Origin of the sequence: Candidatus Methylobacter oryzae (assembly GCF_003994235.2) — a bacterium.
GTDB classification, from domain to species: Bacteria; Pseudomonadota; Gammaproteobacteria; order Methylococcales; family Methylomonadaceae; genus Methylobacter_A; species Methylobacter_A oryzae.
Map to the genome: position 1 here is coordinate 83,689 of NZ_RYFG02000009.1, position 11,598 is coordinate 95,286.

At 49.2% G+C, this 11,598-nt stretch carries 13 protein-coding genes; 9 read left to right on the forward strand and 4 right to left on the reverse strand.

Annotated elements, in window-relative coordinates; all coding sequences use genetic code 11:
- Positions 1-13: 13 nt before the first annotated feature.
- The 4 genes from EKO24_RS01355 (at position 14) to EKO24_RS01370 (ending at position 2,009) form a co-directional block, all read left to right on the forward strand.
- Entirely contained in the window at positions 14-268 is a 255-nt protein-coding gene (locus EKO24_RS01355) for a type II toxin-antitoxin system HicA family toxin (RefSeq protein ID WP_127027373.1), read from the forward strand.
- Positions 265-480, forward strand: a complete 216-nt coding sequence (locus EKO24_RS01360) for a type II toxin-antitoxin system HicB family antitoxin (RefSeq protein ID WP_127027372.1) — start codon at positions 265-267, stop codon at positions 478-480. The genes EKO24_RS01355 and EKO24_RS01360 overlap by 4 nt, the downstream gene beginning before the upstream one ends.
- 217 nt (positions 481-697) lie before the next feature.
- A complete protein-coding gene (locus tag EKO24_RS22990; RefSeq protein WP_241674357.1) occupies positions 698-907 on the forward strand; it encodes a hypothetical protein in 210 nt (69 codons plus the stop codon).
- A 334-nt stretch (positions 908-1,241) separates the two neighbouring features.
- Entirely contained in the window at positions 1,242-2,009 is a 768-nt protein-coding gene (locus EKO24_RS01370) for a hypothetical protein (protein WP_127027371.1), read from the forward strand.
- Between the two features lie 268 nt (positions 2,010-2,277).
- Here EKO24_RS01370 and EKO24_RS01375 read toward each other — a convergent pair whose 3' ends face one another.
- On the reverse strand, positions 2,278-3,462 hold the full coding sequence (locus EKO24_RS01375; RefSeq protein WP_127027370.1) for a thioredoxin domain-containing protein: 1,185 nt from the start codon (positions 3,460-3,462) through the stop codon (positions 2,278-2,280).
- Positions 3,463-3,599: 137 nt separating this feature from the next.
- On the reverse strand, positions 3,600-4,514 hold the full coding sequence (locus tag EKO24_RS01380; protein ID WP_127027369.1) for a flagellar hook basal-body protein: 915 nt from the start codon (positions 4,512-4,514) through the stop codon (positions 3,600-3,602).
- 499 nt (positions 4,515-5,013) lie between these two features.
- Here EKO24_RS01380 and EKO24_RS01385 point away from each other — a divergent pair, with 499 nt between their 5' ends.
- From EKO24_RS01385 to EKO24_RS01405, 5 genes are all read left to right on the forward strand, one after another.
- Complete coding sequence (locus EKO24_RS01385; RefSeq protein ID WP_127027368.1) at positions 5,014-5,442, forward strand: hypothetical protein; 429 nt, start codon at positions 5,014-5,016, stop codon at positions 5,440-5,442.
- Between the two features lie 233 nt (positions 5,443-5,675).
- Positions 5,676-6,128, forward strand: a complete 453-nt coding sequence (gene mscL, locus EKO24_RS01390) for a large conductance mechanosensitive channel protein MscL (protein WP_127027367.1) — start codon at positions 5,676-5,678, stop codon at positions 6,126-6,128.
- Between the two features lie 230 nt (positions 6,129-6,358).
- A complete protein-coding gene (locus EKO24_RS01395; RefSeq protein ID WP_127027366.1) occupies positions 6,359-7,186 on the forward strand; it encodes a helix-turn-helix domain-containing protein in 828 nt (275 codons plus the stop codon).
- 276 nt (positions 7,187-7,462) lie between these two features.
- Entirely contained in the window at positions 7,463-7,888 is a 426-nt protein-coding gene (locus tag EKO24_RS01400; protein WP_127027365.1) for an SRPBCC family protein, read from the forward strand.
- Positions 7,889-8,125: 237 nt separating this feature from the next.
- The gene (locus EKO24_RS01405; protein WP_127027364.1) at positions 8,126-9,400 is read left to right on the forward strand and encodes an esterase/lipase family protein; all 1,275 of its coding nucleotides are present in this window, start codon (positions 8,126-8,128) and stop codon (positions 9,398-9,400) included.
- A gap of 112 nt (positions 9,401-9,512) precedes the next feature.
- On the opposite strand, the gene EKO24_RS01410 is transcribed toward EKO24_RS01405, so the two are convergent.
- Together EKO24_RS01410 and EKO24_RS01415 are read right to left on the reverse strand one after the other, a co-directional pair.
- Positions 9,513-10,880: a glycoside hydrolase family 30 protein gene (locus EKO24_RS01410; protein ID WP_127027363.1), complete on the reverse strand. Its 1,368-nt coding sequence runs from the start codon at positions 10,878-10,880 to the stop codon at positions 9,513-9,515.
- Positions 10,881-11,032: 152 nt separating this feature from the next.
- On the reverse strand, positions 11,033-11,497 hold the full coding sequence (locus tag EKO24_RS01415; RefSeq protein ID WP_127027362.1) for an Rrf2 family transcriptional regulator: 465 nt from the start codon (positions 11,495-11,497) through the stop codon (positions 11,033-11,035).
- Positions 11,498-11,598 lie beyond the last annotated feature (101 nt).

The window sequence follows — 11,598 nt, forward strand, 5'->3', positions numbered from 1 at the left end:
TTAGCCTTTTCCAATGGGAAAACACGATAAATTAATCGATAAAATTCTTCGCGGGACTTCAGACGCGAATATTCCATTTGATGATCTTCGGGGCTTATTGATTCGTTTAGGCTTCGATGAACGGATACGTGGAAGCCACCATGTTTATCGTAAAGAAGGCATCGAAGAGAAAATAAATCTTCAGCAGGATGACAATAAAGCCAAGCCATATCAGGTTCGGCAAGTCCGATTCATAATCATCAAATACCATTTAGCGGATGAAATATGACATACAAATACGAGACCATTCTATATTGGAGCAAGGAAGACGACGCTTTTATCGCCGAAGTCCCCGAACTTCCCGGTTGCATGGCGCATGGAGCCTCCCAAGAAGAAGCGCTTGCGAATGCAAATGAGGCTATTGGGCTTTGGCTGGATACGGCAGCAGAATTCGGTGACCCAATTCCTGAGCCCAAGGGGCGTCGGCTTATGTATGCTTAAATGTTGGGTGACGAAAAGATGCTGTTCAATATAATGCACGGCTCAAGACCTGACCCCGCTGTTGCTATTAAAATACAGGAGCCATCATGACAACCCTTACCTTCGATACTCACGAATTTATCAAGGAACTGAAAAATGCCGGATTCAGAGCAACAAGCTGAAGCCATCACCAAACTCCAAAAAACCGCGATCAGCAGCACCCTGGAACAAGCCAAGCATGACTATCAAACTGGACGATTTAGCCACTAAGCGGGATTTAAAAGAGTTGGAGTTAAAAGTCGATGCAAGCATTAGAGAACTGGAGTTAAAAGTTGCCAAAGACATTGCCGAATCCAAAGCTGAATTAGTTCGTTGGGTCGTCGGTGTTGGCGTGTTGCAAATGACTTTAATCGTGGGGCTTATGTTGAAATTAACTCATTCGATTTAGTCACGGGGCGAGTTATTTATACTTGCGCCATGCATGGGCAAGCAAAAAGCTATTACCCAGTTTGGCTGTTACCCGACTTGACGTTTCATTTGAAGTTATTGAACGCGCTATCCAACTGCGCCTGAGACGAAGCATGGGATTGGCGGATGCAATGATTGCGGCGACTTACTAATTATCGCTGGTAACCCGTAACACCCGAAATTTTCAGTGGATTTCAGAATTGGGGCTAATTGCCCCGTTGGAGGACTCCAGCCCATGAGTTTAGAATTCTGGTTTAAATTGTAGTGCATCAAGTCCCTTAGCTTTACATTAAAAAATTCAGGAATAAACAAGTATGAGCCCATCATTCATAGTCGCACTAGAGCCAACTCTTGGCACTCTTGCACGGTTATTTGCGTCCGAAGGAGCTGCGCAGGAAGTTGCCGTGTTAACCTATTGCACCCCTGAAATCATAGAGTCGCACTACGATAGTTGGAATGGTGGCACGACATACTACAACTTAATCTTGCATGCTCCGCTCAATCTTTACCCACAGATTGAGGCAGACAAAGGGAAACTAGAGTCCGCGATTCTCAAGAAATTTGAGGTTATCGCCAACAAGACTCCCAATGATCTTCTGGGTGCCGTCATCATTTCACCTGCCATCGTTGAAGACCCTCAATGGCGAGAGAAAGCAGCGGCTTGGCTATCCGGCTCTAAAATCTCCAATCAAGGCAGAGTCAGATCCGACAATGTAGCGCCATTATCTGTTGACGGACTTATATTTCGATCACAGCCAGAAATCCACCTATACAGAGCATTAAAGTCAATCGGCGTTTCATTCGCTCCTCTGCCTGTTTTCATTCGTGGCGGTACAGAGTACAAACGAATTGAACCCGATTTCGTAATCATCCATGGCGGGCTTGTCATGGTCGTTGAAGTTGACGGTGACACAGTTCATCAAGAAACACCGGCAGAAGCTCACGCACGCACCACAATGCTTCTGCATGAGGGCGTGTATTTCGAGCGCATAAAATCCAGTGAATGCGACTCTTCAGGAAAAGCAAAGGCTGCTGCTGATCGTCTTTTTCAAGTGCTCAAGAAAATTCAAGCAGCGAAATAGAGGGGCATAGGATGGGCAAAGAAACGAAGCCTATCAATCGCGAGCGATGCGCCTCCTGACGTCGGCGCCGGAATCCAATCGTACTGGATATTTTGATTATCGAAATAAATTGTCCGTTGCAATGCCTTAAAAACGCCCCTGATCTTTTGGTATTTGTAAACGGCGCGCACCGGACTTTGCCGCCGGTCAAGGCCGTAAGTGCGGAAGACAGGAAGAAGTAGCCCGTATGCATCGTAGCGGAATACAGGATGAGCCGCTATCGTCCCAACTATTCGTAACCGGCTTTGAGCAATAAATAAACGCCTATTCCGACCATCGCCAAGCCGCTGACCAACTTGAGCCAGCGTCCTTCCTTTTCCTGCAACCGGCGCTGGCTTAGCGTGACGACGCCTATGGTCAGGACGATGACGTCGTCGAACATATAAGCCGCGTTGTACAGCAACAGGTAGCCGTAGTAACTGAAATCGTCCAACTGCTTCATGGTTAGGATTCGCGTGTACAGCGCGGGAAATCCGGAAGTGCACATGAATTCGACGATTTGCACTAACACGGCCAGCACGACGGCTCCGAGCATGGCGCCGAGAAGGTTAGGGGATTGGATGATTTTTCTGAGCCGGGCGTAGATGCCGGGTTTGGCCGCATCGGGAATTTTTAGCGAAAAGCCCAAGCCGTAAAAGCGGAAATCTTTCAGGTTAATGAGGCCTACCAATAACGCGATAACGGCAATTGCGATTTCGGAGGCGCGGGACAGTCCGATCAGCAGGAACAGGTTCAGCCAGGCTGCCATAAAAATAAAATACACCAAGCCTTCCACGGCAACGAAAGTCCCTGCGACAGCCAACATGCGAGCCCGGTCGTTCATCGACGCCAACAACGAAATCATCAACACCAGTACCCAGATCGAACACGGATTGAAGCCGTCCAAAAGGCCTATCGCCAGCGTAAACAACGGCAAGCCTATGTCGTCCAGCGACAGTTTTCGGCCGAAGAAATCGATAGTTTGCATAGCCGCGTCCGGCTCCGCCTCGCAGGACAGCGATTCAGTCACGGAGCAACTGCCGGCATCCTGGCCCGGTTGCGTGCGGATTTGTTTCAGCGCATTGCGGATCAGCAAGCCGGTATGGGCTTCTTCCGAATAACCGAAGATCAATTGCCCGCCGATTTGGAAAGCCGGCACCTTGGCCGACTTCATGCCTTGGTTCTCGGCGAGCCGTTGCAATTGCGCCAACGCGAACGGCTCCTGTTTGATGTCGTGAATAACAATATTCAGCGCCGGCTGCTCGCGTTTGAGAACTTCCAAAAAAGCTTCCGCAGCGGTGCAGTGAGGACAGCCCTGTTGTACAAAAACCTCAATATTGGCCGGCGGCGCATCGGCGAACGCGCTTGGCTGCAGGAAACAGGCGGGCAGCCATATAAAAAACCAGTGCCAGCGGTTTATTGCTATCGTATTCAAGGTCGGTCTCCGTCAAGGCGATTGCGCTATTAAACAACACGAACGCGGCCAAGCGCTACTCGTCGGTGCAAGTTCGAATTATTTCGGCCGGGCAGCACGGCCCGAGCGCTTGTAGTCTTTAAAATCGGTTGCCTCATTTAAAAGATTTTAATCAGCTGCCGGTCTTTAATCTCTTCATATGACGGACAAAATTTTAAATTAGCAGGACATTTTTTAACGATTTGCGCATTCGATTGATCGGTAAAATTAATTTCTTGCCACGGGAAGTAATTAGCGGCATCCGGTTTTTCGTTTTCGGTAAATAATCTTGCATGATTGCCTTCCAGTTTGCCGGTAAGGGAGCGCCAAGTCTTAGTGTCGTCTTCAAGTTGTTCCAGTGCGCCTTGCATGATGCCGGCGTAGGAAGCTTGCTCGGCCGGATAAAACTGGGATACGGCATTTTGGTTTTTGACCGTTACCGGGTAACCGGTAAATTGATAGTCCTGCGGGTGTATTGAGGCCAGCGGTATACGGTCGATGGCGACAACCGCGCCGGTTGCTGCATCGGTAAGCGATATGATGCCGGTGCGGTCGATAATAAGCATTCGGTTTAGTTGCGTTGAAGAGATACAGCCGAAGTATTCGACGCAATTGAAAGTTTTTGTTGCGGTATTGCCGTGAAGCGTCTTCGGGATATTGGTGTTCGAAATAGTGCTCATGCGTTCGGTGACCAGCCGTTCGCCTCTGTCGTTAATGATTTTATTGTCAGCGGAAATATAAAACCTGCCGTCTCTGGTGTAAGCATGAGAACCGTCGCTCAGCTCCAATATGAAAAAGCCCTCTCCGGTTATCGCTAAATCCAAGTCCTGATCGGTAGAACGGATAGCGCCTTGTATAAACGGCGGCAACATGCCGCTCTGTTGGCTTAATTCCGCAACGGCTATCGCATCGGCCGATTGATGTATCGAATAAAAAGTGCCGTCGTCGTTGTCCTTCCAGACTCCCGAATAATTTATGTCCGCATGAGTCATAGCGCTGAAAAAGACGAGGATGCCGAAAATTAAAAAGTTCATGATGTTCTCCTGGAGAATAGGGTGAGCGTCGAAAAATAATTACCGCTGAAAATAAAGCAAAGATCGAGCCATAAATTAATTAAGCAGTGAAGTTAGCATGTTAGGTTCATGCTTTTCGAGGCTGAGGAGGGGGTAGTCTGGTGAAGCCATTTTTATGGCGTTAGCTTCTTCAAGACTTGATGAAGCATAGATGAATTTGGGGGCGAAGCTGCGATCTGTCGCCTGCTCATCCATGGACGCTGTTGATTTTGCATCCAAATGGGGTTAAAACTGGCATGGGCGGATAATGTGCCATTCCCAGTTAAAAGGATGTCGAACTTAATGAATGTTTTAATTTTAAAGACCAACAATTGCCGCGGTGAAGTGCCGTCGCCCCTAGCGCAAGTCATTATCGTTAGCCAATCCGGGCAGTCGATCATGAAAAAATCCTTATACCCAAAGGGAATAAGTAGGGTTTAAGCGGGCCAGCCGTTCAACTCAGCTTTAAAGAGAAACCACTATGAAATATAAAAATGCCGAACCCAAAGTGTTCGTTATTCCACGCAGTAAAGATTTGCAAGACCCTGTGTTTCACAATAAGGCAGTGTTGCACAAACAGTTGTTTTGTACTTTGGCTTTCGCCGTTGGATTTCTTTTCTCCGCATCTGTTGCCGCCAACAGCATGGAGGTGGAAGCCGCCATTGATTTGATGAAGCAATCGCACATGGAGCAATGCCAAAAAATAAAAATCAAGAGGGAACTCCTGATAGCCCACCAGAATCACGACCAAGCCAGGCTAAAAGCTTTAAGCCCCGAGCTTGATGCGATTAATCAACGCCTCAAACCGACGGAAGACAAACTAAAAATTTTAAAAGCCGCGATGATGAAAAACCCCGACGACGAAAGCGATTTTGCAACCGCGATGCTCCACTTGGATGCATGCAAGTGAGCCTTCAAGAAGCTGTGTGGAAATTATCTGCCAAATCCACAGCTGATATGACATACAGCCGTAAACCGGGTTTAACAACTAGTCAAGGTAGGCATCGCGTACCTTTTTGGAGATTGAATCAAACGGATAACTTTGAGAATGGTACGCGATGTCTACCCGGCAGAACTTAAGTTATGCCCATGCAAGACCTGACTCCCATTTTCCGTTACCGAAACAACAAGCGAGGCTAAGATATGAAAACATTAGATGAATTCAAGAAATTTATCCTTAAAGGAAATGTGATTGATCTCTCTACCGGCGTCATCATTGGCGCCGCTTTCACCAGCATAGTGACGGCCTTCACCAAGGGCATAGTCGAACCGCTTCTTGCCCTCGCCGGAGGAGGTCCGCAACCGAAACTGACCATCCCAATCATGCACAAGCTTGTCGAAGTAACAGAAAAAAACGAAGCAGGCCAGAATGTTACTCATACCGTGAACAAACTTATTGAGCTTGATATCGGCAGCATTATCGGAGCAATCATCAGCTTCCTCATTACTGCCGCCATTGTTTTTTTTGTGATTGTCAAACCAATGAACAAACTTATGGCGCTAGCTGACCGGAATAAGCCAGAGGAAGCTCCTTCCCCCGAACCTGCCGATATTAAACTCCTTACAGAAATTCGAGACTTACTTAAAAACAAATGACGCCGATCCGGCGGAGATGACGGAATTGCACCCGTCATTCCTCCTACACTGCCGGAAATACGGTTTTTCCGCATCCTGCGGTTTGACTTTCCAGCTTTCCATTTACGCCAAGTCCGGTCGGTCTAGCCGGCGCAACGCTATTAAAGTCGTTCGCTCAAAACCGGCGGTTATAAACAGCAATGGCCGTGCAAGGTCCAGTCTGTTGTGCTCAATAAATTAGGTGTGCAATTATGGGGTTAAGAATTTTTCAGCCGTCCCGCTTACTGAAGCCTTATGTGTCGGCAGTTTGGGACTATGACGATTTACTGGCTGGCGATAACTCGGTGCTTTCGATTCTGCCGGATACCGCGACTTATCTATGTTTTTTATATGCCGACTTATTGACGACGGCACATAAAGGACAAACTTATACAACCCGTAGTGGATTGGCCGGTTTTCAAAGTTTTCGCAGCGATCTTGGCGCTTCGGGAAAAGTATCCGGTGTTTCCGCGCGCCTGACGCCGTGGGGATTAAATGTATTCCGTCGCGGCATTGTCAGGGATTGCGCGGAAAAGCGGGTGGACTGCCGGGATATTTTTCCCAAATATTCGATAGACGCAATCGAAGATCAATTGGCAACCAAACGGACCGCTAATGAACGCGTCCAATGCGTCGAGCATTTTTTGCTGTCTATGTTGAACCGGAACAATGAGGATTTGCTGATCCAAACAGCTTGCAAGGCGTTGGACAGGTCTAACGGCAGTTATGCTATTCCGGCGCTTGCCAAAATTCTCGGTTTATCCGAACGCACGCTCGAACGGCGCTTCCAAATCCATATCGGCACGACGCCTAAACGCTATGCCCGCATCGTGCGTTTGCGGAATGCGGTTTTCCTGCGTAAAGAACTTTCGAGTTGGGCGGATGTGGCCTACGCAACCGGTTATTACGATCAAAGCCACTTGATTAACGATTTTCAGGCGCTGTACGGCATGGCGCCGGAATCGATTTATCCGCAAATGCAAGTGTCCCGGACTTTACAGTTTTCCGGGTTATTGGATTTGCGGCGGGACGGGCATTAGGGTGTCGGTTTTTTCCAATACAAACGGCGGATCGCGTTGCTAAAGTTACGTTGGACATGTCGTTAAGAGCCCGCTGCTAATAGCGGATACGGCACGGCCTCAAAATCTTTATTTAACCTAAAAAATCAGTTGCAGCGCGTGGAAAACGTTCGCGGCGAGCCCTTCGACAAGCCTGTTCTGAGGGTATCGAAGGGCTCGGGGCGAACGGTATTTTGATACGCGCAACTGCGTTTTTTAGATTTAACCGTACAACAATTGACTCAGGAGAAGCCAGTAATGACTAAGCAACCCATTACAAAAAAACTCAACGTACCCGCAGATGTGGTTTGGGACGCTATCCGCAAAATAGGCAGGCTCGATGTTTGGTTCCCGATCATCGAGACGTGCAGGGTGGAAGGCGAGGGGCCGGACGCATTGCGATATATGACTATCGCGGGCGGTGGTGGCGATATTAAAGACACGATTGAACAGATAGACGATGCAAACAGGAGACTGGTTTATCTTCGGCCGGTATCGCCGTTTCCGGTCACTTACTATAAAGGCACGGTTGAAGTTTTTAAGTCTTACGATGGCTTGGCTATTGTCGTTTGGACGATTGATTTCGAGTCGCAGCCCGAAGATGCGGCCTCGGTAGCGGAGTTGGTGCACGGCGCTATCAGTGCGGGTATTGACGGCATGGAAAAAGACCTTCAGGGCGCGTAGCGCATAATCGATTTTGCCGTTCCCAGACTTCAGCGAGTTTAGGATTAATCGCCCCTTCGGTAAGGCCTCCTGAGCCCGGCCGAAGGAGGAGGCAGCCGTTCATGACTCGTCCAGTGCGGAAACAATATCAGCCCATCTGTGCGCTGCCGTACCGACAGCGTCCTGTTTAACGATCATATTATTTTCTAGGCGCATCTTCTGTAACCGCCGTGGTTCCTGCGCTTGGAGGAGAATAATATGAACAACCGGTTAAGTAAAAGCGGTTCCATACTGGCACGCGCATTGGGATTAATCATTCTTGCGGCAATCTGTCATACCGCAACGGCTGTCGAGTCCTCGGCCAGAGCCGATACCGCGACATCGCCCGATGTCGAGTGCCTGCTGAACTGGGCGCAAACGTTCTATCCCAGCTTATTTTCGCCGTCGTCGCCAGACCTGCAATTTTCCTCGCCTTACATTTATCGCTATTACCCGACTACCAACGCTTATCTGGGCGTTTCTTCCGCCAACGACCATGTCTATTACCTGAGACCGAACGATGTTTCGCCTCAGGATATAGGCGATTTATCCGCCTGGTTGAAAGAAGCGGGTTGCGGAACGATACCGTACCCGGTCATTTTTATTCATGGCATTGCGTCTTCAGCGGATACCTGGGCGCCATTTAGAGATTATTTGATCAATAATGCCGGTTGGCTATTCGGCGGAATACCCGGCTACAATCCGTCGACAAGAAACGTAGCGATTAACTGTCCGCCGAGTCCAAGCCAGCCGGTTTCATGCACGGGCGGGGCAGGCGATTTCTACACGTTAAATTTCTCCGATAGCCAGAACCTGTCTTTCGACGTTCAGGGCGGCGAATTGGCGGCAATTATTCAAGCGGTTTTACAGGCAAATCCCGGAAAGGCCAAGGTTCTCCTGGTTGGTCACAGCATGGGGGCTCTGGCTGCAAGAGAATACCTGCAAGGATTGGCGCGCGAGGCGAATGCGTCAACAACAATTCCGTATCGGGACGATGTTGCGAAGCTGATTACCGTTGGCGCGCCGCATCGGGGAAGTTTCTGGGCCGAGGGATGTTACAGTCATTTTGATGTCCTGAATGTGTCCGGCAATATCGGTATTTGCAGTCTCCTATCTTTGAATATCGACCCAAACAGTATTGCCCTCAGGGACTTACAACCGGATAGTTCGCCGCTGAATATTCTTAATGATTTCGCGGCTCACCCTCTACCGGCTGCTGTCTCTTATGTGTCGATCATTGGCACGGGACAATCGACTTTATCCGGACTAATCAGCTTCGACTCAGGAGATGGCATCGTCTTGGATAGTTCCCAAGATTTGGCAACGTTGACCGGGAATCTTTCTCTGCAACTAAAATCGGTTAAAGTGAATGTTCTTTTCCGGGAATGCGGTAATGAAGTCAATATACCCTTGGCTCCAAATATTGCCGAGACGCATACCTGCGAGACGTCGGACCCAGGCGTAGGAGTGGAAATTTTAAAAGATTTGCAATAAGTACCTGAATATAAGTTTTCAACTCGTGTTTAAAGCCGGAGCTTGCACTCCAAAATACCGGGAAACTTTAGCGGGATGATTTAGCCTGTAAGCGGATATGAGCAACGCTTTGTTAACTCGCTTTCCAGACATAAGTCGCGACCGCTTTTGCCGGCAGCGCGACCACCGCATTTTTGCCTTGAAATTGGATAGTAAAGGCTTGTGTTTCGGCTTCGTCATTCAGCGCAATCATGACGATGTCGCCGGAGGGAGTAGCAAAAGCCACATTCGGCAACGACGTAGGTTGGCCGGAATGAATCCTTACCGAACCGGGACGAACGAATTTAGCCGCATGGGCGATGATATAGTAGGCAACATTGCGGGAGACTTCTTCGCCGACGGTCAAAGCGCCGACACAACGCGCTTCGCCTCCGTGGGTATGAGGACAGCAAAACGGGTCGGAAGCCAAGTTCCATTCGAGCACAACCCGGCTCCAGTTGAGCAAGGATCCGATCAGCACGTTCCTGACGTGCCACATCAAATCCCCTCCAAATTGCCCGTCCGAACCCACCCACTGTTCGGTGAAATACAGTTTCATTTCCGGGTAAAGCTGTTGCATTTCCGAAAGCGCCGAAATATCGCCTCCGTACAGGTGCCAGGCCGAGCCGGCCAGATAGCGGCGCGCTTCGGCATTGGCGAAGACTTCCAACGGGTATTCTTTAACGTCGCAGTTGTGGTCCCAGCAAAACAGTTCCACATCGGCCAATCCGGCTTCCCACAAAGCGGGGCCCAAATGATTTTTGATGAACTCGGCCTGCTCGTGGGCTTGCATAACCATGCTCGGGTCGTTTTTATGATTCAAGGGTTCGTTTTGCGGCGTGATTGCATGGATGGCGATACCCTTGTCGCGCATCGCTTTCAGGTACTTGACCAGGTAAGCGGCGTAGACCGCGTAACAATCCGGCCTTAGGCTGCCGCCGACGAAACTGTTGTTAGTCTTCATCCAGGGCGGCGCCGACCAGGCCGTGGCTATGATCTTGATAGTCGGGTTGATTGCCAAAATTTCTTTTAACAACGGGATGACTTCAAGGTCGCCGGCCTCGATGTCGAAATGGATAAGGTCGGGGTCCGGTTGGTCGGCTGGCCTGTCGTTATAGGAAAAACAACGTTCGCTGAGGTCCGATGCGCCTATGCTGAGGCGCAGAAAACTAATGCCGATACCGTCGCCGTCGGCCGAGAACAATTCCCGTAACAGTGCGCTTTTATCGGGAGCAGCCAGGCGGCTGATCAGCATCGCGCTGCCGCCGGTCAACGAAAAACCGAAGCCTTCGATGACTTGGTATTTTTGCTCGCTATCAACTGCAATTACCGGAAAATCGCCGGTAAAACGAACGTCATTCTCCTGCCGTTGAAATAACAGCGTTTGGTCGGCTGTAGTCAGCCATGCCGCGACAGCAAGGTTTTCCGAATATGACTGATAAGGGGCGTTTTGTTCGGGCATGGCAGTCCTCTTAGAGAAATAACTTTTACGGATGTCCGGCAGGTTGGGAAATACTTATAAAACAAGCATAGCAAGCTACGGGAAAAATTGAACGGTACGGCGCAAAAGCCGGTTTGCGGATAATCTGCAATTTCAGTCCGGGTTTTTAGTCTCTAGGGCGCATTACCCGGAGCCAGTATTGCCGATGTCTCGATTCGAGCCAGGCCGGCAGGTGCGCTGCTTGATAGTACATCTGCCAGCGTCGCGGCATCCAGCATCTGTAGATAGGTATCTCCCGCTTTAGCCAGTAGATGTTTCAAGCCGCAAGTGGGCAGCAGTCGGCAGTTTTGTTGGGCCGGATCAAAGCATTCCAGCCAGTTAAAATGATTTTCCATACTGCGCACCACTTCACCGATACGTATCGTTTCCGGAGTACGTTGCAAAGACAAGCCGCCGCCTCTGCCGCGCGTTGTTTTAACAAACCCTTTGCTACCCAGTTGATGCACAACTTTGACCAGGTGATTGCGTGAAATGTTAAAAAAATCAGCGATTTCTGTGATTTTTACCTGCTGTTCCGGGAACATTGCCAGATAAAGCAAGACCCTGAGAGCGTAATCGGTATAACTGGTTAGTTGCATGTTGCCTGCTGTTAGGAAAAGAACTATATTGTAAGCTGTATTTGAAATGCATCTTTGTGTGTGAGATCCATTTGAATATCTATTTTTCTGGAATTATACCG

Excerpts from the sequence above, each read along its gene's own strand:
- EKO24_RS01355 (WP_127027373.1), top strand. The coding sequence starts at position 14 with ATGGGAAAACACGATAAATTAATCGATAAAATTCTTCGCGGGACTTCA.
- EKO24_RS01360 (WP_127027372.1), top strand. The coding sequence starts at position 265 with ATGACATACAAATACGAGACCATTCTATATTGGAGCAAGGAAGACGAC.
- EKO24_RS22990 (WP_241674357.1), top strand. The coding sequence starts at position 698 with ATGACTATCAAACTGGACGATTTAGCCACTAAGCGGGATTTAAAAGAG.
- EKO24_RS01370 (WP_127027371.1), top strand. The coding sequence starts at position 1,242 with ATGAGCCCATCATTCATAGTCGCACTAGAGCCAACTCTTGGCACTCTT.
- EKO24_RS01380 (WP_127027369.1), bottom strand. The coding sequence starts at position 4,514 with ATGAACTTTTTAATTTTCGGCATCCTCGTCTTTTTCAGCGCTATGACT.
- EKO24_RS01385 (WP_127027368.1), top strand. The coding sequence starts at position 5,014 with ATGAAATATAAAAATGCCGAACCCAAAGTGTTCGTTATTCCACGCAGT.
- mscL (WP_127027367.1), top strand. The coding sequence starts at position 5,676 with ATGAAAACATTAGATGAATTCAAGAAATTTATCCTTAAAGGAAATGTG.
- EKO24_RS01395 (WP_127027366.1), top strand. The coding sequence starts at position 6,359 with ATGGGGTTAAGAATTTTTCAGCCGTCCCGCTTACTGAAGCCTTATGTG.
- EKO24_RS01400 (WP_127027365.1), top strand. The coding sequence starts at position 7,463 with ATGACTAAGCAACCCATTACAAAAAAACTCAACGTACCCGCAGATGTG.
- EKO24_RS01405 (WP_127027364.1), top strand. The coding sequence starts at position 8,126 with ATGAACAACCGGTTAAGTAAAAGCGGTTCCATACTGGCACGCGCATTG.
- EKO24_RS01410 (WP_127027363.1), bottom strand. The coding sequence starts at position 10,880 with ATGCCCGAACAAAACGCCCCTTATCAGTCATATTCGGAAAACCTTGCT.
- EKO24_RS01415 (WP_127027362.1), bottom strand. The coding sequence starts at position 11,497 with ATGCAACTAACCAGTTATACCGATTACGCTCTCAGGGTCTTGCTTTAT.